Origin of the sequence: Martelella sp. AD-3 (assembly GCF_001578105.1) — a bacterium.
In the GTDB taxonomy this organism is placed as follows: Bacteria; Pseudomonadota; Alphaproteobacteria; order Rhizobiales; family Rhizobiaceae; genus Martelella.
Window position 1 is genome coordinate 1,949,403 of the sequence record NZ_CP014275.1, and the last position, 20,960, is coordinate 1,970,362.

Sequence of the window (20,960 nt, forward strand, 5' to 3'; positions counted from 1 at the left end):
GTTGTCCGTCAATCTTTGGCATGGTCGCTCCTTGATCCGCAAGCTCAAGTCTGCGTGATCGCGCATTTCTCCCGTCTTCCCGCTCCCTGGCCGCGCGGACTGGCACTTTTACCCGGTTTTGGCTATGAAGGGCGACCAGAACCGGAAAATCCGGCATGCCCAACGGGACGGAAAGGCCGACTATGATGGAAGAGGAACTTTACGGCGACGATACGCTGGGAGGGCGCCTGCTCGCGGCCCGCGAAAGCGCCGGACTAAGCCTGGCGGAACTTGCCGGACACCTGGGGGTATCGCGCGAGACGGTGAGGAACTGGGAATGCGACCGCTCGGAGCCGTCGCTGGAAAGGCTTGTCCGGATCGCCGGCCATCTGAATGTCCGCCCGCTCTGGCTGATTTCCGGCGATGTCGAGAAATCCCTTCCGGGTCACCGGCAGAAGAGCCTCAACCTCAAGGACGTCGTCATCGAAGTCAACCATGTCGGCCATGCGGGGCGCTATCCCGATGCCATCAAGCGACCGCGCCGGCCCGGGCCGTTCGGCTTTACCGTAACCGGCGGACGGACGCTGCACTGAGGTTTCAGCGCGCCTCTGCCACTGTTTCGCCGAAGACCTCCTCGAAGGCCTGCCGCAGACAGATATCGACATCCTCCGTCGTCACCGGCAGGCCGAGGTCGACAAGGCTGGTGACGCCGTATCCCGAAATGCCGCAGGGAACAATGCCGGCGAAATGCTCGAGATCCGGCTCCACATTGATCGACAGGCCGTGAAAGCTGACCCAGCGGCGCAGTCTGATGCCGATGGCCGCGATCTTGTCTTCGGCCGGGGAGCCATCCGGCAGGGGCGGGCGCTCCGGCCGTTTCACCCAGACGCCGACCCGGTCCTCGCGCCGCTCGCCGCGCACGTTCATCCTGTCGAGCGTCTTGATGATGGTCTCCTCGATCGCTGCGACGAAGGCCCGGACATCGCGCCGCCGCCGCTTCAGGTCGAGCATCAGATAGGCGACCCGCTGTCCGGGGCCGTGATAGGTGTATTCGCCGCCGCGTCCGGTCTCGAAGACGGGAAAGCGGTCAGGCGTCAGGAGATCCTGCCGAACCGCGCTTGTGCCGGCGGTGTAAAGCGGCGGGTGCTCGACCAGCCAGACAAGCTCGTCCGCTTCGCCGCGGGCGATCAGATCGACCTCCCGTTCCATGGTGGCAAGTGCTTCGGGATAGGGGACAAGCCCCTCCGAAACCCGCCATCTTACCGGCGGCGCGCCGGGCCCGGCATGCATCAGAAAATCGATTTCGCGTCGTTCCATGGCTTCGTCCTTCGGCGTTCTCCTTGCAGATTTCACGGCCGGCGGCAAGGCGAAAGGGCGGGCGCAAAAAGTCGGTCCGGGAGCGCCTGAAAGTTTCTCCCGCCGAAATGAAAAAAAACCGTCACAGACGCTTGTGCGCCGAGAAGGCTTTTGCTACATGCAGCGGCGCCGGCACAAACCGGCCCTACCACGATGCGGTCGTGGCGGAATTGGTAGACGCGCAGCGTTGAGGTCGCTGTGGGGCAACCCGTGGAAGTTCGAGTCTTCTCGACCGCACCATTTTGAGATTTTATCTCTTATTTTTCAGGCATTTGATCCAAATTATGTACCACGCCGGACGAGGCGTGGGGCACATTTGCTCGCAATTGTTCGATCGGTTGCATCCCTGAAGCCAAGAAATGCTGCTGTCGTGTGGTGCCTGTTCTCAGGTCTAGGGACGTCATCCATAGCGCCACGGCTTGCCCTGTTGATAGAATTCGAGACAGAGGCAGTCCTCTCCGCAGACCCATTGCGGCAGCAACGCTTCCTCCGTTAATGTCCGTCGATCTCTCCTGTTCTGAACCGCAAAGAGGAGTTGCGCATGGGCCGGAATCGCATCACGGAATCAATTTCATGGCGTTCGGACAATCCTCACCTGTCGGGCAATTTCGCGCCTATCGGTGCGGAGATCGATGCAACAGGTCTTGAGGTTCTTGAAGGGGCCATCCCCGTGGATCTGGCGGGCAGCTATATCCGCAACGGGCCTAATCCGCGCTTTGAGCCGACGTCCTACAACTACCCGCTCGAAGGCGATGGCATGCTGCATGCGATCACCTTCGAAAACGGACAGGTGCGGTATCGCAACAGATATGTGCGCACCCGCAGTTTCGAGATCGAGGACCTGGCTGGACATGCCGTTTTCGGTGGCCTGATGACCCCATCTCCCGTTGATCCCGCATTGCTTGGACCAGATGATGACCCGGAGAATCCATTCAAGGCTTCGGCCTTTGTCGGCGTGATGCAGCATGGCGACCACCTCTTGGCGATGGGCGAGGGAGAGCCTGCCTGGGAGATCGGCCCGGAGCTTGAGACACTCGGTCCCTTTACGGCAGGAACCGAGAGGCCGATCATGATGGGCGCACACAACCGCGTTCATCCCGTGACCGGCGATCTCTTCGCGCTGAATTACGATGTAATGTCGCCAACAGTCACCATTCACCACATCGGTCGTGACGGACGACTTCGCCGCAGCCTTGATATCAGGCTTGCGGCCGCCAGCATGATCCATGACTTCGTCCTTACTGAGCGCTATCTGGTTCTTCTAATCGGCCCGGCCGTCTTCGACATGCAAAAGATGATGGAAGGCGAGTCGTTCATCCAGTGGCGCCCTGAACTCGGGCTGCGAATCGCGGTCATGCCGTTGGATGGAGGCGAACTGCGCTGGTTCGAAGCCGATGCGTTTTTCGTGTTTCATTTTGCAAACGGCTTCGAACGCGGAAACGAGATCGTCGTTGACTACGTGAAGCATCAGAAGCTCTATTTCGGTTACGGTGAACGCAACACAGAGCCGCCGCGACTGCACCGTCTCGTGCTCAACACGTCGACCGGAAAGATCCGCGAGCAAAGCTGGTTTGACAAGGTGGTGGAGTTTCCGCGCATCGATGAGCGGCGGTCTTCGGTGTCGAGCCGCTATATCTTTGCGCCGACGCTCACCGAGACGCTGACCGGCGGCAATGGCGCATCCGCCACATTCAACTGCCTGCTACGGGTTGATACCGAAACCGGCGACATTTCCGCCCACGACTTCGGCAACCGGATTGCCGGAGAAGCTGTCTTCATTCCGAGAGGGCAAGGCGAAACTGCTGGCTGGCTCGCCACCTATCTCTATGATCCGGAAAAGGGGTCAAGTGAGTTCGTTTTGCTCGATGCGGACAGGATCTCAGAGGCGCCGGTGCTGCGTCTGGGGCTCCCACAACGCGTGCCGCAAGGTTTGCACGGCACCTGGGTGCCAGCCTGAATTGAACTATGGCTTCTGCCGATTGTTTCGATTCTAGTGACGGCTTTCCGTCGAAATGAAGATATTTGGCCGCGTGGCTATCATGCAGGTGAAAGGTATTATTTCCAGGCGTGTGACACATCGATGCGGTCCATGGCGCCGAGCGCAAGTTTCCAGCGCTCGACGCGCCGCGTGTAGACTTCGCTTGTTCTGGCTTCGGAATGACCAAGGATTGCCATGATCTCGTACTGGCTGCAGCCGAGTTCAGCGAGCAGTTCCGCCAAGCCCTTTCTGACGCCATGAGCGGACAGGTGCCCAAGGTTTGCATCTCCGCACCAGCGTTTGAACATCGAGGACAAGCTGTCGCCGCTTGCAAATGGTCTGTTCCCACGACCGACGACATATGTTTTCCCCTTGTGCTCCGAAGCTCGGATCGCTTCCTTCAGCGGAGGAAGCAGAGGAATGGTGACTTCTGTCGACCCTTTCTTCCGAGGCCTCCAGCGAAGCGCTTCGACTCCGTCTATCATGCATTCATGGCTATAGCCCAAGATCGTCAGGTCTTCGATACGGCAACCGGTCCAGAGCAAGACTGACATGGCGACATGGGCTTTTGTGCCCGGTCGATGATGGGCCAGAAAGGTGCGTACATCCTCAGCCTTCCAAGGTGTGGCTCCGTTGCCCTTCTTGTAGATCTTGTCGATCCCTCTTGCCGGGTTCTGAGCGATGTAGCGGCGCTTGATTGCCCAGTCATACATGACGGCGACCGCTTCGATAAAGGCGTCGGCCTGGGCCGGCGAAGCGCTCATTGCGTCTTGGAATGTTATCAGCTTCTCGGTCGGGATGAGCATCACCCTGTCAGGTTTTTTTAGCAGTCTGGAAAGAAGGTTCTTCTTCTTTTTCAGGGTCTTCGCGCTGGTTGTTCCAGCGCTCACTCGTTTCTCGAGGTACTCGAAATAGCTGTTGATGAGCCACCCGATTGACCTTGGCTTAGCATAGTCTGACGCCTTGCGGAGTGGCTCTGGTTTGTCACCGCGGCGAGCAGCCAGATATTGCCTCTGGAAATCTTCGTCGCCCGGGCCGCAATGGATACGAATCTTCTGCTTCGGTCTTCCTTCAGGTCTTACGCGCCAGCGAAAATTGCCGGAAGGAAGGGCCTCGCGGATCAAGCCCGGATACTCGACTTTCATCTTCTTCGCTACCATTGTTCGAGATCTTCATCATCAGGTGAGGGGGCATCTTGCGCGACGCCTGCAAAATGGATCTCATACTCCCCACCCAGTACATTCAATCGTTCCACGGTAAATCCGGCCGCTCTCGCGGCGAGAAGGGCCTTGCGCAGGCCACTCTCAGTCGCGCGGAGTCGACGTGTGGGTTTTGTGGTTTCTACGTTTTCCGTCATCGTCATTTTCGTTGTCTCCACGTTTCGAATTCACGCGCCATTCGCCGCCATCGCGACGCTGCGTCGGGATCTGAGTTGAGGGCAGCACGGCTGTTTATCGCTAGGGCGGATCTCACGCGCGTGGCAGCCATCTGTTCTGTGGCAGGGCGCGGCAGATCGTGTCTTTCAATCAAAAACTGTCTAAAGGCAGGGTTGGCGCATTTCATGGCGCACTCGGCGGCATAGTCCTTTGAGGGCTTGCCGCCTTTTGTTTCCAGTTCTTGCCGCAGCTGCTCAATCTCGCGGCGCCGTTGCGCATCACGACGGGCAGCTGCATCCAGCATGCCGATCAGGTCAGCCGGGATGTCGATATGCTGGCGGATTAGTTCGCGGTTGTCTGCCGGGCAGGATGGTGGAATCGAGCAGATGATTTCCGGCTCTTCCGGACCGGATATCTCCAGATGCATGGCTTCATTGTCGACCATTACGTCAGCGAGCGGCGCGGCGCTGGTAATCAACGCACGATAGCTTTCCAAGCGCTCCCGTGCGGACGCTTGCTTGCTCATGTACAGCCTTGGGTGGGCGCTGCGCGAAAGAAGGTGGATATGGGAGTTCATGCTTCGTCGCCATTCTGAGCGTCGATAGCCGAAAGTATCCGAGACACCATTCCGTGCTTGCCAAGGGTGTCATCGAAGCGGCGCCAGCGAAGGTCGTCCGGATCGAATAGTGCGTCAAATGTTCGTTCTGAAGGGTCGAGGTCAGCGGGCAGAAAACCGCCATTTGGAAGGGGCGGTATCTCGCTAAAGCGGGTCTCGGATGTTTTTGCAGGATCAATTCCAGTAGGTGAGATCAGGCCGCCGGGCTTTAGCTTCGCGTATTCGAAGAACTCGGGTTCTTCGATCTCGTCGACGACATCCCAGATCTGATCCAGACTGCCCCAGACGATGCCATGTAGTTTCTTGGTTTCTGATGCCCTGATCAGATAGACGCTCATTGCAGCCTCCATTCGCTATGCTGGCAGTCGTGTTCAGTTGCCAAGGATGGAGATCGCCAGAACGGCGGTGATGCTCATGCCGCAGCAGAGGCCGACGACAAAGCCGAGCCATGATGCCGCACGCTGGCCTGCCGCTTGGAGAGTTTTGACTTCGGAATTCAAAGGATAGGGTAGGTTGGCGTTTGAAGATGAAGATTTGTCAATCAACCATCCTCTATTGCAGGGAGCATTTGTAACAGTCTTGCAAATGGTGAGCGGCTTCATAATTGTTCCTTCCCTTCGCTGAGCGGTGAAGCACACGCCAACGGGTCCGATAACGGAAGGATGCAACACGCATATATATGCTGTCAAATAAAATATGCTTATTGCATATTTTTTGATAATTGATAACGCTCTTATGGAGGATGCGCGGTAAAGCGAGGGCCTGACAATGACAAAGTTACATACCTCTGAAGAGGCGTTCTGCGGGTCTGGCTAGCCGGGGAAGTCGTATAGCGTTCGCCGAACGCGGCCGATGATTGTAAGCGGAGAACGCGGATAGATAGCCTTATGGTCCCGATTTGTGGATTCCGGTTCAAGACGCTCAGGATCTTTGCGGTATCGCTTGTATGTAGCTTCCCCGTCGTCCGTGGTGACAACATAAAAGGCACCGTCAACGGCTTCACGCTCGCTTCGGTTTACAAAGATCAGTGAGCCCGGAGGGGAGAAGAGGTCCATGGAGTCTCCCTGCACACGTAGAGCAATCCAGTCACCGTGCGGCAGGCCACCAGCGGGAATTGTCACAAACTCATCGGATTCGACGTAGCCGTTTGGAGGGCTAAGTTTTCCTGCTTGGGTAAATGAAACAATTGGAACCGTCGGACCGGGCCCATCACCTTCGCCGGTTAAGAGCCACCCTTCGCTTACGCGAAATGCTTTTGCATATTTTGCTGCTGCTCGACCGATACCCCTGATGCCTTGTTCGTGCTGCTTATAGGTTGGGTACGACCAGCCAAAATAGTCCACCGCTGCTTTGGCGGAGCGAAAGCCTCGTTTTTTACGGGCCGTTTCTAGTCGAATGGCCGCATCGGGTCGCAGGTCTGGATCCATGATGTGCATTTTGCATAATCTATAGATGCGTTTCGACTTGACTGGTGTAGATGCGTTATGCATACAATGCGTTATGGAAAGTGCTCTTAATGCAAATCAGACCCGGAGACTACGAGATTGGGTGCGAGTCATTTCGATCGATCACACCGATGTTGATATCGCCACGGATTTGCGGAGCAGCAATTCTGGCCTTCGATCATTAGGCAGCAAGCCGAAAGGGTTTTGTTTTTTCGAAATAGGTGGCTCTCCCATGACCCTGGAGCCTTCCTCCCCATCCCCCCAATCCGCGTGTGCCCAAAGTTCCGCGCGGACACCTTGCCGGCTTTGTTCCGGTCATGCCGTGCCAATGTCCTTGCGTCAGGCACGGCTTTTCCTTCTCCCTCTCATCCCATTCCGCGCGCGCCGAGGCACACCTCCCGCGGGCCTTTGCCGCGCGCGACGCGCGGCCGGTCTTCGGGCTGGCTTGTGCCGGGTGCGCCGGGGCAGGGCTTGTGGGAGCCTGCTCCGGCGCTGCGGTGATGTGCGGTCGCAGGCTGCGGCCCTTCTTTCATCCTGTCTTTCCCGACTGCGCCCGCCCTAGCGGCTCTGTTCGACTGATCCGACCCTAAACCGCGATCCATCGTCCCGCCATGGGAAACGACGCCGGGCCTTTCCCGGCGCGACTGTCTTTTTGTGTCTTCGAAAGGGAGAGACATGGCCGAAGAACCTGCAATCGATCCGTTCATCCTCGCCATCCGCTGTGCCCAGCGTGACCTGATCCGCCGGGCCGGCGGGATTGAGCGCGTGGCCCTGATCACCAGCCGTTCAACCAGTGCCGTCGGCCGCTGGAACGGCAAGCGCGAGACCGACATCATGCCGATCCCCGTGGTGCGCATATTGGAAGAGGATACCGATGCGCCTCTGGTGACAGCGGCAATGGCGTCTGTGACCGGACGCAGGCTTTCCGGTTCGGGAGAGCGGCGTGAACGCGCGCTGTCGCTGATCCAGTGCCTTGCCGGTGATCAGGCGAGTGAAAGCGATCTGACCGGCACCATTCTGGAGGCGCTGTCGGATGGCCATGTGACGCCAACGGAAGCCCGGCTTTGCCTGGAGAAGCTTGCCGACAAGGAAGTCAGCCATGACCGGCTGAAGCGCTGCCTGATCGATGCGATTGCCGGCGGCGGTCTGGATGTTCTCAAGGGGAGGGCAGCACGATGAAGGGCGCCTTTCCCTTTGCCGAAGCACCCTCACACCGGTTGATGTCAGGCGAGATCAGACCGCGGCCGGATGCCTGGCAGCCAGTCCGTGATTCTCAGACCATCCGGATCCTCCAGACCATCGATCCCGAACAACTGAGCGAAGACGAGATGGATGCGCTGTGCATGGAGGCTGTCGAGGCGGCGGTCGACTGGCGGCGAAAGCCAAGGTTCAGCTGATCGTTCCGCTCGGGTGTCCCGCCGCTTGTTTTGGCAGACGGGCGGGCATCCCGAACGGAACGGAGAGGCTGGATGACACGCTGGAACCCTGAAGCGCTTGATCGGATGGCGAAGATGTATCGCGGTGGCGAGACGCTTGCGGTGATTGCTGCCGCCTTTGATGTCTCGCGTGGTGTGATTGCCGGTCTTGTCTCGCGCAATCCCGAACGCTTTCCCAAGGGGGCGGTTCCCCGCAAGCCGGGGCCGCCGAAGAAACCGGTGAGCGAGACGGCAAAGGCAGCGAAGAAAGCAAAGAGCGGGAAAGCAGGGCGAGGGCGGGGCAAAGCGCCAATGCATCAGCAGCCTGCATACCTGACGGCAGAGGAAGAGGAGCAGGCAGCCGCGCGCCGGATCGAGGAACGCCGGCGTGCAGCCATCCGTGCCTATGACACCCGACACATGCAGCTTGCCGGATCCAAGACGGTTCCCTTCATCGACTGCGGCGAATTCCAGTGCCACCTGATCATTACCGCTGGCGAAGATGCGCTTGGTCCCGATGCACCGTGTTGCGGCAGACCTGTGGCAGAGGGCTCTGCCTACTGCCCGCAGCATCTGAAGCTGATGTACCGGACACCGGGGAGGGCGGTATGAGCGGGATGGCTAGGACTGACAGCACCAGTGCAACGACGGCCGTGATCGAGGCAGATCATCCGATGCGGATCCTGATCGGCTGCGAGACATCCGGCGTGGTGCGCCGTGCCTTTGCCGCACGCGGTCATGATGTCTGGTCCTGCGACCTTCTTCCGGCCGAAGACGGCAGCAACCGGCATATCGTTTGCGACATCCGGGATATCCTTGATGACGGCTGGGACCTTCTGGCGGTCATGCATCCGCCCTGTACGCGGCTTTGCAACAGCGGGGTGCGCTGGCTTTCCGGACCGCCGACCAATCCGCCAAACGAGGCAACGGCAGAAGAACGGCAGGCATGGCCGGTTCTTTCGACGGAAGAGCGCCGCGCCATCATGTGGCGGCTCCTGGATGAAGGGGCCGATCTGTTTGCGGCCTGCTGGAATGCGAGGATCGAACGGGTTGCCGTCGAGAACCCGGTGATGCACCGGCATGCCAAAGCTCGTATTGCCGGTTATGCGCCACCGGCCCAGACGGTCCAGCCCTGGTGGTTCGGCGACAGGGCCTTCAAGGCAACCTCGCTCTATCTGCGCGGCCTGCCGAAGCTGATGCCGACAAACAGGCTGACTCCGCCGAAACCGGGAACGGATGATCACAGGCGCTGGTCGATCGTGCACCGCGCGCCACCCGGAACGAACCGCTGGCGTCTGCGCTCGAGAACATATCCGGGCCTTGCCGATGCTATGGCAGAGCAATGGGGCGGTCATGCCGGCAAAGCCATGCAGGAGGTCTCCGCATGAGCCGCCTGTCAGCACAAAAAGGACCAGCGCAAGCCGAGACCCAACATATCCGCCACTTCGAGCGCACCGGCATTGCCAGTGGCAACGGCCGGGTATCGGCGCTGCGCATTGTCTGCGGCTGCTGCGAGGCGGCGGGATATGTGCCGGCCACGGCAGCGCTGAGGCAGGGGGAGCCGGAGGCGGCCATTGCGGCCTTTGGCGCCCATGGCTGGCTGGTCGGCGCGACACCGGCCGAGGACCGCTGCCCGGCCTGCAGCCGCAGATCTTCTTCAGACAGGAAACAGACGACGAAAGGAGCCGGCACGATGGCGGCAGGACCGCGCAAGACAACGGCGAGGGCTACAACGGCAAAGGCGGCAACGGCAAAGGTCGCGGCAAAGACGACAGCGATCACCGCCTCGCCAACGGTATCCGAGGCACAGACTCTCCAGGCAGACCTCCCGCCGCAGATGGGCCGGGATGATCGCCGGATCATCATGGAGAAGCTGGATGACGTCTATGGCGACAATGCCTATGGCGGCTCATGGACGGATACGACGGTGGCCCGCGACCTCAATGTCCCCCGGGCATGGGTGAGCGAGGTGCGAGAGGCCTTCTTCGGGCCTGAGGGCAGCAATCCGCTGCTTGATCGCTATGGGGAAGAGAAGGAAGCGTTCGAGCGTCTTCATGCCGGCTTCATGGCCGCCCGCAAGAACCATTGCGAAGAGCATGAGCGGCTTTTGAAGATGGCGATGGACATCTCGAAGAAGGCCGACGAGATCAACCGTCTCGGCAAGCGGGTCGAACGGGAACTCGGCTGATGTCTGAGGTTGCCGCACTCATTGCCGATATGGTGCGTGCCGGGGTCGATGCCGATCTGATCGGCCGCACAGCTCAGGCGCTGGCCGAGCGCGAACCTGTGTTCGTGCAGGCCGGCGATGATGCTGGTGTGTCTGCAGAAGGCCATGACGGTCGCTCGCAGGCTGCCATCCGGCAGGCGCGCTATCGGGCACGGCGTGCGGCAGCTGATGGGGCAGGGTGCGATGCAGGGCATAACGCAGGCGTAACGCGTTACGCTTTGCGTTACGGTGCGGCAGAAACAGACGATGGAGCCACAGGCCCCGGAATTGCAGGCGATAGCGGCGACAAGGCGACTGGTGGAGAGGCTTTTGACCATAACGCGGCGTTACGCTGCGTTACGGGTGACGTAACGCGTTACGGTGACGGGCAAAAAGAGAACACCCCCCACACCCCCCAAGAGAAAAATTCCCCCCTTAAAGAAAAGGCCCCTAAAGGGGCCCAAAAGAAAGTTCCCCCCGAACCGGCAGAAGCGGGGCTGTTCGAGGCAGGACCCGAGACCGATCTCAGCGCCAGACCGGACGAGGCAGGGAGGGTAGGAGCCTGCGAAGCATCCGATGCAGACGAGGCAACCGATGCCAACCAACAAACCGGATCATCCTCAGTCTCGGCAGGCACAGACCGCAAACGCCGCTCCCGCCGTCATGGCGGTGACATCACCGGCCTGACAGCCGAGTTCGACACCCATGTCTGGCCGCTCTACCCGCAGAAGGTCGCCCGCAAGACAGCGGCAAAGGCCTGGGCCTCTGCCCGCCAGCGCGCCGATTTCGACACGATCATGGACGGACTGAGGCGCTACGTCGCCAAACGCGATGACAGGCCGTGGTGCAATCTCTCGACATGGCTCAATCAGGACCGCTGGACCGACAGGCCGGCAGCAGCACCAGCCAGAGCGCCGCCATCCCCCTCCGGCAGGCAATCACGCTCCGAACAGATCCGGGACCACAACAGGCGGGTCAGCGAAGCCCTCCACAAGCGCATGAGGCAGGACAATGGCAACGCAACTGCAGACATCATCGACATCGACAGATCAGACTGGACGGTTGAAGGCAGCGCTTGAACCGGCTGCAAGCTACCAGTCAGACCTGATGCTGACCAAGCTGATCGAACGCGGCTTCGTGGTGCCAGACAGCATCGACCCGGATATGGCGCCGGAGCTCTATGCCGAAGTGCTGTGCGGCAAGCCGATTGCCGCCATGCGCCGTGTGTTCGAGAACCTCAGGCTTGGACGCTATGAGCGCTATCGCTCCTTCCTGCCCAAACCGGCAGAGCTTTCCGCCATGATCGACGAGGCCGCCCGTCATGACCGGGAGATGCTGGTGCTGGAGCGGGAACGGCAGAAGGCCGTGGAGGAACGCCGACGTCTCACCAGACAGATGAGCGAGGAGGAACGCGAACGGCGCCGGAAGAAGGCAGCCGCCGTCAGGGCGATGCTGGCCAATGCTGCAGCGGCACGCACGGTGAAGGAGGAAGCCGATGAGCGCTGAGAGCGATACGTCAAGCCGGAAGACTGTCAGAAAGGCCTTCCTCAAATTCTACCGGCAATGGCCGACCTTCGGCGATGACAGTGATGAACGCGCCTTTGCCGAATGGCAGGCACTTCAACATTCAGACCGTGAAGCCGCTGCCTCCCTGCTGCCGGCCTATCTCAGCTTCTCGGCGATGAAGGGACAGACGGTCAAGTTTGCCGCCAGCACCTATCTGAAGGAACGGCGCTGGCAGGAGGTGCCGGAGGGGATGGAGGCAGTAACAGGCCCTTCCATAGCCGCGACCTTCGGCAAGGCATGGATGGCCGAACGCTTCATCCGGCTTGCAGACCCTTGCGCCCGGCTTCCACCGCTGACCCGCTTCCAGGAAAGCGAGATTGCCGGTGGCAGGGCAGACCGCAAGGCACTCTGGCGCGAGCGCATGCAGAAGATGGGCTGGCCTGCCGTCAATGCCATGCATGAACAGGCCGTCCGCTATCCCGGACGCGGTGTCCGGGTCTCTCCGCAAACGGTGCTGCTTTCTGCAGACTTCGAGCAGGTGAGGGTCAATAGCAATCTCTGGCGGGCATGGGAGGCCGAACATCATGCCCATGGCTATCCATGGCTTCCCGATACGGGACGGGTGGAATGGGTCTACTTCCCGCCCATCCCAGATGAGGACGGACCGAAGGCAGCACTTGCTGCCTTCTTCGACAGGCTGGAACGGATCGGACGGACAAGCGGGGCAGCAGCACAATGACACGGGATATGACGAGCCTTGAGGCCGAACTCGGCAAGGACAGCCTTCGGCGTCTGGAACGGGATGCAGCCCTCAGGCGCATGCGGCTCGATGAGCAGCATGCCCTGACGGAAGCCCATGACCAGGCGACATGGTATGTGGCCGCGGTTCATCCGGGCCATGAGCAACAGGTTGAGACGGTGCTGAAGGACATTGGTGCCGAGGCGCTTGTGCCGATGCGCAAGGGCAAGCAGAGGCGCAGGCGCGGGCGGATGCTGCCAGTGAGGGACGAAGTGCTGATGACCGGCTATGTGCTTGTCCGCTTTGTCAGCACGGCACGGGCGCTTCGAGGCCTGCTGAGGCTTGACCATGTCATCGCCATTCTCGGGGGCTGGGAGACGCCTTACCCTGTCTCAGACGCCAAGGTGGCTCAGATCATGCGCAAGGCTGACAATGGCGACTTCGACTATGAGCGCCGCTGCGATGTCGAAGTCGCTGCCGGCGACCGGGTGATGATCGGTGAGGGGATCTTCGAGGGACAGATCGGCACGGTGGTCACCGCCAACAGCAAGGGCAAGGGGGATGTCGTGGTCGAGGTTGATCTGTTCGGCCGGCTGACGCCGATGGTCGTACCGCTTGCCGTGATCGCCAAGGTGTGATCTGGAAAAGAGAAAGTCAGTGACGCCCACTTTCGCCGGTGAGAGTGCGAACTCTTCCGCCGGCGACAATCCTCAAAATGAGGACACCCTCATCGAAATGAAGCCCAAACGGCGGTGATGAGAAAGAACCATGTAAGGGGCTAGCTGTCATAATTATGATTTAAGAGATAGCGCCCAAGAAATCGACACTGCGAAAATGAAACTAGTAGGAATCTAAAAATGAGAATTGCCGTAGCGGGAATTGGATATGTCGGCTTGTCCAACGCTGTCTTGCTCGCGCAGAACCATAGGGTAATAGCGGTTGACCTCAACAAAGATCGGGTCGCAAAAGTGAATGCTAGGCTCAGCCCGATAGTCGATCCCGAGATCGAAGATTTCCTAGCGAATAGGACGCTCGATTTGACAGCAACGACCGAGGCTGCCGAAGCTTTTAAGGACGCTGATTTCATCATTGTTGCAACGCCGACGAACTATAATCTGGAAACGAATTACTTCGATACATCTTCGGTCGAGTCCGTCATCGAAGCCGTCAAGGCGGTGAACCATGCTGCAACGATCGTGGTAAAATCCACGGTACCTGTCGGATTCATTGAGCGTGTTCGACAGGAGATGCAGACAGATCAGGTCATTTTCTCGCCGGAATTTCTGCGGGAGGGGCGTGCGCTGTACGACAACCTGCATCCTTCCCGCATTATTGTTGGTGAGCAATCTGATCGAGCAAGAGTATTCGCCGATCTTCTCTTGGAAGGTTCGGTTGAGAAGAATACGCCTGTATTGCTTACGAATCCTTCTGAAGCCGAAGCAATCAAGTTATTCGCGAACACATATCTCGCCATGCGCGTTGCGTATTTTAACGAGCTCGACAGCTACGCTATGGCGCATGGCATGGATTCGCGGCAGATCATCGATGGAATCGGGCTCGATCCAAGAATTGGCAATCACTACAACAACCCCTCATTCGGCTATGGCGGCTATTGCCTGCCAAAAGACACGAAGCAGTTGCTGGCAAATTACTCTGAAGTTCCTCAGAATCTGATCCGGGCCATTGTAGACGCGAACACTACGCGAAAGGATTTTATAGCCGAGCGGATTATAGCACGAAGACCCAGCACGGTCGGCATCTACAGGCTTGTGATGAAGGCGGGCTCGGACAATTTTCGCGACTCGTCAGTGCAAGGCATCATGAAGCGGATCAAGGCGAAGGGCATCCGTGTCGTAGTCTATGAGCCCGTGCTCAATGAGCCGGAGTTCTTTCGTTCACCGGTCTTTGTAAATCTTGACCAATTCAAGCAAGAGTCGGATGTGATCGTTGCCAATCGGATAACCGATGAAATCCGTGATGTTGCCGATCGAGTTTTCACACGAGATCTGTTTGGGGCCGATTGATTTGGCACCGTGAGGTTTTCACGCGGCTTCAATGCGGTCGGTTCATCAATGACTTCGGCGGCGTGGAATTCGGCGTGCGCACGTGCAGAAGCTGGCTTTTTCAGCGAAAATTACTTCAGACCACTCAGGCGCCCTTCGGCCAATTATGACCTGCTTTGACTGCAGGGGCGGTTGGGGGAACGTGCATCTGGGTCCTCTGATGTTCGTTTGTCAAGTTTTTTGCACACTGATCCTGACCTGCCCCCCGCATTGTCCCTCTGACCTGCCCCCGAAACGAACATTGGGTCCTTCCTGTGGCCCCTTGTCCTGCGGGTATTTGGCACCGCGCGGTCTGCCCAGTCTGAGGCTAAATTCGAAGCCTAAAGTCAAGGCTAAAGTTTAGGGGTGGGGTAAAGTCGTGTTTGACGCGGAAGCGCGCGGAAAACTGGCCCTGTGGCGATATGACTACAACAACGTCAGGCCGCACCCATCGTTGGGAAACAAAACGCCGAACGAAGTGCGGAGAGAGATGGAGGAACTTGATGCGGGCGCCACACAGGCCGTTGCCCACGCAGACCAACCAAACTACCAATCACGAACCCGCAGACTCTCGAATTGAACGAGGGTCGCACGGGGTGCAGGTCACTCGGCCTGCACTTTCGGAGCCGAAGTAAGCATCCGGGGTAGGCCGCGGTCATGCAGCGCATCGGAGTTCAGATGGCTGCCAATTCCTGGGCAGAATATCCGCGCAATCGAGTCCGTCACGACGACATTGTTGCGGTTTTTCCCCTTTTCCTGCGGACGCTCCACCAGCCATAGACAGGCAAGAGAAGCAACAGGGCCGAGGCGATCACGAAGACGGCGCTGATCGGCTGGTTGAGGAAGGTCATCCAGTCGCCGCGCGACAGAAGCATGGCGCGTCTGAAATTCTCTTCCAGCATCGGGCTCAGGATAAAGCCGAGCAGCAGCGGCGCCGGCGGAAAATGCAGCATCTTCATGCCATAGCCGACAAGGCCGAAGGCGATCACCAGAAAGATGTCGAAGATCGCGTAGTTGATCGAATAGACACCGATGCAGATGAGCGCCAGGATAACCGGGAAAAGTACCGAGTAGGGGATCTTGAGCAGTCGCACCCAGATGCCGACGAGCGGAATGTTGAGGATGACCAGAATGAAGTTGCCGATCAGAAAGCTGACAACAAGGCCCCAGAACATGGTCGGCTGTTCGGTAATCAGGCTTGGGCCCGGATTGATCCCGTGGATCATCAAAGCGCCCAGCATCACGGCCATAACTGCATCGCCCGGAACGCCGAGAGTGAGGGTCGGGATGAAGGCCGTCTGGGCGGTGGCATTGTTGGCCGCTTCCGGCGCCGTCACGCCCTCGATCGCGCCCTTGCCGAAGATTTCGGGGGTTTTGGAAATGCGCTTTTCAAACGCATAGGCGATGAACACCGCCATCGAGGCGCCGGCGCCCGGCAGAACGCCACAGATCGCACCGAAGATAGAACCGCGGCCCATGGCCGGCCATGAGCGACGCACATCTTCACGCGTCGGCAGCATGGAGCGGAAGGTGAAGTTCTCGGAGTGGGTGTCGCGTTCCTTGTGGGCCGAAGCCATGACCTCGGAAACGCCGAATATGCCCATGGCGACGGCAACCAGGGACAGTCCGTCGGCAATGCCCGGTATGCCGAAGGTGAAGCGGAACTGGCCAGAGGTAATGTCCTGGCCGACAATGCCAAGCAGAAGCCCGAGCGCCACCATGGAAATTGACCGGGGGAAACTGTCGCCGCCGATCGCAGCCGTGCCGATCAGCGCGAACAGGATGAGCGAGAAATACTCCGCCGCGCCGAATTCCAGGGCAAAATGGGCGAGCACTGGTGCCAGGGTGCCGACAAGGATGATGCCGAACATCGATCCCACCAGAGAGGCGATCGCGGTGATGAACAGGGCGACGCCCGCGCGCCCCTGCTTGGCCATCGGATAGCCGTCGAGACAGGTAACCGCAGCAGGCGGCGTCCCGGGAAGATTGAGTAGGATCGATGCCGTGGAGGCACCGTACTGGCCACCGTAATAGATGCCGGCCAGCATGATAATAGCCTCGGTCGGATCGATGTAGAAGGTCACCGGCAGAAGCATGGCGATTGCCGGCAAGGGGCCGATGCCAGGCAGAACGCCGACGATCATACCGAGCACAACGCCGAGGAAGCAGTAGAGAAGCGCCGACCATGTGAACGCGACATCGGCGCCGAGTGCGAGATTGGAGAGAAGATCGCTCACAGGACACCCCTGATCATGTCGAACGGAAGACCGAGGGTGAGCACGAAGATCACCCAAGCGAGAACGGGTGTGACCACGGCAAGGCCGATCATGCGCGGGAACGAGAAATGCGGCGCGGCAAGACAGGCCACACACACGAGCCCGATACAGGCCGGCGCAAGGCCGGCCGGCCGTAACAGCAGCGCGAACACCAGCATCGAAAGCGGCACGAACAGCCGGCTGCGCCACACCGCGGGGCCGCGATCCGTCATCGTTTCGTCCGGCTCCAGATGCGCCCGGGCCTCGAGGATGGCGATCATCAGGCCGAGAATGATGCAGGCGATGCCGATCAGCATCGGATAGAAGCCCGGACCCATGCGGCTTGGCGTGCCGAGCCGCATGCCGCTGACGTCGATCAGCACGAAGACCCCGATGGCGATCATCACGCCGCCGGCAACAAGCGAGGATTTGTCGATTGGCGCCCTTTCCGTTTGCAAAGACGACATCAGAAAGCTCCGACTTTTTCGCCTGGATTGGCCGGAGGAACGGGTGGATAGTGGACGCCGCGCTGCCCCGAAAGTCCGCGATTGTCGATCGTTTCAAGATCCGGCTCGGGCAAACCGACAAGCGCGCCATCACGCACATAATCGAGGTCCTCGCCATAAAGTTCCGAAACCAGAACCGCCGTCAGCCGCGAAATGACATCACGCGAACCGGAATCGGCCGAAAGGTCGCAGCATTCATCCGGGTCGTCCCGAAGGTCAAAGAGCTGGATCCGGTTTCCGGCGGGATACCAGATCAGCTTGTGACGCTTGTCGCGCACCATGCGCGAGGCGCGGGTGCCGAGATGGGACTCGCCATAAAGGTGCGAGCGCCCTGACGCGGCGGCGAGGCTTTCACCTTCGCAGCTTTCGGGGATATTGATGCCGGCAAGGTCCAGCATGGTCGGCATCAGATCGTGCAGAGCCACCAGCCGGTTATCCGAACCGCCGGGCGTTCCGACGCGGTGCTCACCTGTCCGGTCGACGATGATCAGCGGCACCCGTGCTGAAGCCTCGTACATCAGTCGCTTTCCGTAAAACCCGTGATCGCCCAGCATGTCGCCGTGATCGGAGGTGAAGACGATGATGGTGTCGTCGAGCAGCTTTTCCTCCCGCAGAGTGCCCATCAGAATGCGCAGCTGATGATCGATATGGGTGCAGAGCGCATAAAAGGCGCGACGCATGTCGGCTAGCTGCTCGGGCGGCAGGCTGGCGTAATAGCGTCGCACCGCCTTGAGAACGAAGGGCAGCCCGTCGGGGTCCTCAGACCATGAGCCGCTCACCGGTTCGGGCATCGGGCGGCGCGCATAGCGATCGAAGTAGCTTTCAAGCGGCACGATCGGCGGGTGGGGATGTGTGTAGGATACATGCCAGAATGACGGGCGGGTCGGGTCGCGGCGCTTGAAGGCGCGCGCCGCCGTGCGGGTTGTCCAGTTCGTGACGTGAGTGTCTTCCGGCAGGTGCCAGGTGCGCCACGAATATTCATTGTTGCTCATGCCATGCATGAACTGTTCGCCGGCATGGCCGCAATCGGCGAGGTACATCTCGTAGTCGTCAGGACCGCCGAGATGGCCCCGGCCTTCCTCGGCAAGGATTGCATCATCAAAACCGATCCGGTCGCGCGGGGGATAGACATGCAGCTTGCCGATTGCTGTGGTCTGGTAGCCGGCCCTACTGAAACAACCGGCCAGCGTCGGCGCGCCTTCCGGCATGCGCAGGTCCGGCTGGAAATTCCGGTCGCCGTGCCCGCGCGAGGTCATTCCGGTCATCAGCGAACGGCGCGAGGGGATGCAGATCGGGGTCTGGGCATAGGTGTTTGTAAAACGGGTGCCGACCTCGGCCAGCCGGTCGATGGTCGGCGTTTCGATGGTCCGGTTTCCGGCATGCCCCAGCAGGTGGCCGGGCCACTGGTCGACGGTCAGGAACAGGATGTTGGGCTGCACCGTGTTGGCCTTTCTTTAATTCTTGCGGGAAACAGCGCCCGACGGAAAGGTAAGGCTTTCCGTCGGGCGCGCCGCGGCCGGGAGGATTACTGCTGGCTGGCGCCGGTTTCTTCAACGAGCTGGCCAAGCGCTTCGTACTGCTCTTCGATGAAGGCAGTGAATTCCGCCGGTGTCCCACCGACGAGGCCGATATTGAGCGCGGCAAAGCGGCTCTTGACATCATTCTCGGCAATCGCGTCATTGGTTGCCTTGTTAAGGGCGCCCACGATCTCCGGGTCTGTGCCTGCCGGAACGCAGAAGCCGTGCCATGAGGTGAAATCGACACCGTCGACGCCCGCCTCTTCGAAGGTCGGAACATCGGGCAGCGCTTCAAGCCGGTTCGATCCCGTGACGGCGAGCGCGGTTACTTCGCCATCCTGAATCGACGGTATGAGCGTGCCGTCGAGGAAAGCGCCCACTTCGCCGGAAATCAATGCCGTGCGGGCAGGGGCGGCGCCGTTGTAGGGGATTTGCAGCGCTTCGAAGCCTGCCTGTTTCTTCAACTGCTCGAAGGCAAGGTGCTGTGCTGAACCGACGCCGGACGAGGCGAAGTCGATTTCCGGGTCCGCATTGCGGGCCGTTTCCAGAAATTCGTCCATGGTCGAAACGCCGAGCTTGTCGCCAACGCCGAGAACGAGCGGCACGGAGGTGATCTGGATCACTGGATCGAAATCGGCAACGGGATCATAAGTCAGGTTCGAATAGACATGCGGATTGATCGCCATGGTGCCGATCTCGCACATCACGACGGTGTAGCCGTCTGGATCCTCGTTCGCCACTTCGCCGGTGGCTACGGTTCCCCCGGCGCCGGCGCGGTTTTCCACGACGACCGGTACGCCGAGCGATTTCGACATCGGTTCGCTGAGGGTGCGCGCGATACGGTCATTGTTGCCGCCAGCCGAATAGGGCACGACGATATGGACCGGCTTTTCCGGCCAGTTGCTCTGGGCATGGGCCGAACCGGTGATGGCAACAGTGGCTGCCAGGATGGCGGCGGATTTCGCGAGTACGGAAATATTCATGATTTCTCCTCCGGTTTTGCTGGTCTCCCGCCAGCACATTGACCAATATCAATATTATCTGCCTTATGAACAAATAAGCATTCATTATCAATTGGAGCGCGCGAATGGAAATCGGTCAGTTGCAGGCAATCGTGGTTCTTGCGGAAGAACTGCACTTTCACAGTGCGGCGCAGCGGCTCGGGATCACGCAACCGGCTCTTTCCCAGAAGCTGCAACGCCTCGAAGGCGAAGTCGGCGTCACGCTTTTCAAACGGTCTCAGCGCCGGGTCTCGCTGACGGAGGCCGGCCATGCCTTTCTGGAACGCACCAGAACGGCTCTGTCGGAGATCGACAATGGTGTGCGTACCGCGCGCAAGGCAGCACGGGGGCAGATCGGCAGCCTGCATCTCGGTTTCGTCGAAAACGCCAGCCTCAATGTTTTGCCCGGCCTTGTTTCGACGTTCCGGTACGCAGCTCCGGAGGTCGACTTGCGACTAAGCGAGATGATCTCGTCCGAACTCTATCATCGCCTGCACACAGGGCGTATCGATGTGGCTCTTTCACGGCCGCTGTCGACAGATCATGCGATTGAGACTGTTCTGGTCCATCGCGAACCCTATCTGGTCGTACTGCCGGAAGCGCATCCTCTCGCCGCTTTCGACAGTGTCACGATCGCACAACTTGCCAGAGAGCAGATGATTATCGCCGCAGGAGCGAAGGCGACCTATCTGCGAACCCAGTTTGCGCCCGTCTTCGCGCAGGCTGGTTTCGGCATCCGGGTCGGGCAGGAGGTCAACCAATTGCCTGCGATCCTTGGTCTGGTCAGCAGTGGCATCGGTTATGCGCTGTTGCCGGATTCTGCCTCGAAGCTCGGTACCGTCGGTGTCGTTTACCGGCCTCTTGCGGAAAAAGACGCACCGCAGGCCGAGCTTGTGGCGGCCTGGCGGGCCAGGGATCAAAATCCGACCGTTCGCCACTTCCTCAGCCAGCTTTCTGGTGGTGGGTCTCCATTAGTCCCTAGTGGATTGCGCTGAAAGCAAAAGGACTATTCGTTGATGATCA

The 20,960-nt window shown here is 59.6% G+C and carries 24 protein-coding genes, 1 tRNA gene and 1 pseudogene; 15 read left to right on the forward strand and 11 right to left on the reverse strand.

Going from position 1 to position 20,960, the window contains the following annotated elements; genetic code table 11:
* Positions 1 to 182: 182 nt before the first annotated feature.
* On the forward strand, positions 183 to 572 hold the full coding sequence (locus tag AZF01_RS09055; RefSeq protein WP_051424171.1) for a helix-turn-helix domain-containing protein: 390 nt from the start codon (positions 183 to 185) through the stop codon (positions 570 to 572).
* Between the two features lie 4 nt (positions 573 to 576).
* Here the strand turns inward: AZF01_RS09055 and lipB are convergent, their stop codons facing one another.
* Positions 577 to 1,296 carry a lipoyl(octanoyl) transferase LipB gene (gene lipB, locus AZF01_RS09060; protein WP_024709918.1) on the reverse strand — a complete coding sequence of 240 codons (720 nt, stop codon included), beginning with the start codon at positions 1,294 to 1,296 and terminating at the stop codon, positions 577 to 579.
* A 194-nt stretch (positions 1,297 to 1,490) separates the two neighbouring features.
* Here lipB and AZF01_RS09065 point away from each other — a divergent pair.
* Positions 1,491 to 1,575 (forward strand) — tRNA-Leu (locus AZF01_RS09065).
* A gap of 301 nt (positions 1,576 to 1,876) precedes the next feature.
* Positions 1,877 to 3,292 carry a carotenoid oxygenase family protein gene (locus AZF01_RS09070; RefSeq protein WP_024709919.1) on the forward strand — a complete coding sequence of 472 codons (1,416 nt, stop codon included), beginning with the start codon at positions 1,877 to 1,879 and terminating at the stop codon, positions 3,290 to 3,292.
* A 98-nt stretch (positions 3,293 to 3,390) separates the two neighbouring features.
* Here the strand turns inward: AZF01_RS09070 and AZF01_RS09075 are convergent, their stop codons facing one another.
* From AZF01_RS09075 to AZF01_RS23490, 6 genes are all read right to left on the reverse strand, one after another.
* Entirely contained in the window at positions 3,391 to 4,473 is a 1,083-nt protein-coding gene (locus AZF01_RS09075; protein ID WP_024709920.1) for a tyrosine-type recombinase/integrase, read from the reverse strand.
* Positions 4,467 to 4,676 (reverse strand): hypothetical protein, encoded by a 210-nt coding sequence (locus AZF01_RS09080; protein WP_024709921.1) that lies wholly within the window; start codon positions 4,674 to 4,676, stop codon positions 4,467 to 4,469. The genes AZF01_RS09075 and AZF01_RS09080 overlap by 7 nt, the downstream gene beginning before the upstream one ends.
* Positions 4,673 to 5,266, reverse strand: a complete 594-nt coding sequence (locus AZF01_RS09085) for a hypothetical protein (protein ID WP_024709922.1) — start codon at positions 5,264 to 5,266, stop codon at positions 4,673 to 4,675. Before AZF01_RS09085 ends, AZF01_RS09080 begins: the two co-directional genes overlap by 4 nt.
* Complete coding sequence (locus AZF01_RS09090) at positions 5,263 to 5,643, reverse strand: hypothetical protein (protein ID WP_152534639.1); 381 nt, start codon at positions 5,641 to 5,643, stop codon at positions 5,263 to 5,265. Before AZF01_RS09090 ends, AZF01_RS09085 begins: the two co-directional genes overlap by 4 nt.
* A 33-nt stretch (positions 5,644 to 5,676) precedes the next feature.
* Complete coding sequence (locus tag AZF01_RS23935; protein WP_152534640.1) at positions 5,677 to 5,907, reverse strand: hypothetical protein; 231 nt, start codon at positions 5,905 to 5,907, stop codon at positions 5,677 to 5,679.
* A 210-nt stretch (positions 5,908 to 6,117) separates the two neighbouring features.
* Positions 6,118 to 6,732 (reverse strand): S24 family peptidase, encoded by a 615-nt coding sequence (locus AZF01_RS23490; RefSeq protein ID WP_197489640.1) that lies wholly within the window; start codon positions 6,730 to 6,732, stop codon positions 6,118 to 6,120.
* Positions 6,733 to 7,425: 693 nt separating this feature from the next.
* On the opposite strand from AZF01_RS23490, the gene AZF01_RS09095 reads away from it, so the two are divergent.
* The 11 genes and pseudogenes from AZF01_RS09095 to AZF01_RS23495 form a co-directional block, all read left to right on the forward strand.
* Positions 7,426 to 7,929: a hypothetical protein gene (locus AZF01_RS09095; RefSeq protein ID WP_024709924.1), complete on the forward strand. Its 504-nt coding sequence runs from the start codon at positions 7,426 to 7,428 to the stop codon at positions 7,927 to 7,929.
* Positions 7,926 to 8,147 (forward strand): hypothetical protein, encoded by a 222-nt coding sequence (locus AZF01_RS23940; RefSeq protein ID WP_024709925.1) that lies wholly within the window; start codon positions 7,926 to 7,928, stop codon positions 8,145 to 8,147. Before AZF01_RS09095 ends, AZF01_RS23940 begins: the two co-directional genes overlap by 4 nt.
* Positions 8,148 to 8,219: 72 nt before the next feature.
* A complete protein-coding gene (locus AZF01_RS09100; RefSeq protein ID WP_036238309.1) occupies positions 8,220 to 8,777 on the forward strand; it encodes a GcrA family cell cycle regulator in 558 nt (185 codons plus the stop codon).
* A gap of 5 nt (positions 8,778 to 8,782) precedes the next feature.
* Positions 8,783 to 9,553: a hypothetical protein gene (locus tag AZF01_RS09105; RefSeq protein ID WP_051424172.1), complete on the forward strand. Its 771-nt coding sequence runs from the start codon at positions 8,783 to 8,785 to the stop codon at positions 9,551 to 9,553.
* On the forward strand, positions 9,550 to 10,353 hold the full coding sequence (locus tag AZF01_RS09110; protein ID WP_024709928.1) for a hypothetical protein: 804 nt from the start codon (positions 9,550 to 9,552) through the stop codon (positions 10,351 to 10,353). Before AZF01_RS09105 ends, AZF01_RS09110 begins: the two co-directional genes overlap by 4 nt.
* Positions 10,353 to 11,450 carry a hypothetical protein gene (locus tag AZF01_RS09115; protein ID WP_061449664.1) on the forward strand — a complete coding sequence of 366 codons (1,098 nt, stop codon included), beginning with the start codon at positions 10,353 to 10,355 and terminating at the stop codon, positions 11,448 to 11,450. Before AZF01_RS09110 ends, AZF01_RS09115 begins: the two co-directional genes overlap by 1 nt.
* Positions 11,434 to 11,877 (forward strand): hypothetical protein, encoded by a 444-nt coding sequence (locus AZF01_RS09120; RefSeq protein WP_024709410.1) that lies wholly within the window; start codon positions 11,434 to 11,436, stop codon positions 11,875 to 11,877. Before AZF01_RS09115 ends, AZF01_RS09120 begins: the two co-directional genes overlap by 17 nt.
* Entirely contained in the window at positions 11,867 to 12,616 is a 750-nt protein-coding gene (locus tag AZF01_RS09125) for a hypothetical protein (RefSeq protein ID WP_024709411.1), read from the forward strand. The genes AZF01_RS09120 and AZF01_RS09125 overlap by 11 nt, the downstream gene beginning before the upstream one ends.
* Entirely contained in the window at positions 12,613 to 13,254 is a 642-nt protein-coding gene (locus AZF01_RS09130) for a transcription termination/antitermination protein NusG (protein WP_024709412.1), read from the forward strand. Before AZF01_RS09125 ends, AZF01_RS09130 begins: the two co-directional genes overlap by 4 nt.
* Positions 13,255 to 13,473: 219 nt before the next feature.
* Positions 13,474 to 14,640 carry a nucleotide sugar dehydrogenase gene (locus AZF01_RS09135; protein WP_024709413.1) on the forward strand — a complete coding sequence of 389 codons (1,167 nt, stop codon included), beginning with the start codon at positions 13,474 to 13,476 and terminating at the stop codon, positions 14,638 to 14,640.
* Positions 14,641 to 15,037: 397 nt separating this feature from the next.
* Positions 15,038 to 15,238: pseudogene (locus tag AZF01_RS23495) on the forward strand (integrase core domain-containing protein); the annotation flags it as partial.
* A gap of 142 nt (positions 15,239 to 15,380) precedes the next feature.
* On the opposite strand, the gene AZF01_RS09140 reads toward AZF01_RS23495, so the two are convergent.
* The 4 genes from AZF01_RS09140 to AZF01_RS09155 form a co-directional block, all read right to left on the reverse strand.
* Positions 15,381 to 16,895 (reverse strand): tripartite tricarboxylate transporter permease, encoded by a 1,515-nt coding sequence (locus AZF01_RS09140; RefSeq protein WP_024709414.1) that lies wholly within the window; start codon positions 16,893 to 16,895, stop codon positions 15,381 to 15,383.
* A complete protein-coding gene (locus tag AZF01_RS09145; RefSeq protein WP_024709415.1) occupies positions 16,892 to 17,380 on the reverse strand; it encodes a tripartite tricarboxylate transporter TctB family protein in 489 nt (162 codons plus the stop codon). The genes AZF01_RS09140 and AZF01_RS09145 overlap by 4 nt, the downstream gene beginning before the upstream one ends.
* A complete protein-coding gene (locus AZF01_RS09150) occupies positions 17,380 to 18,858 on the reverse strand; it encodes a sulfatase-like hydrolase/transferase (protein ID WP_024709416.1) in 1,479 nt (492 codons plus the stop codon). Before AZF01_RS09150 ends, AZF01_RS09145 begins: the two co-directional genes overlap by 1 nt.
* Positions 18,859 to 18,944: 86 nt before the next feature.
* Positions 18,945 to 19,919 carry a tripartite tricarboxylate transporter substrate binding protein gene (locus AZF01_RS09155; protein WP_036237962.1) on the reverse strand — a complete coding sequence of 325 codons (975 nt, stop codon included), beginning with the start codon at positions 19,917 to 19,919 and terminating at the stop codon, positions 18,945 to 18,947.
* 104 nt (positions 19,920 to 20,023) lie between these two features.
* On the opposite strand from AZF01_RS09155, the gene AZF01_RS09160 reads away from it, so the two are divergent.
* The gene (locus AZF01_RS09160; protein WP_024709418.1) at positions 20,024 to 20,932 is read left to right on the forward strand and encodes a LysR substrate-binding domain-containing protein; all 909 of its coding nucleotides are present in this window, start codon (positions 20,024 to 20,026) and stop codon (positions 20,930 to 20,932) included.
* The last annotated feature ends 28 nt before the right edge of the window (positions 20,933 to 20,960 follow it).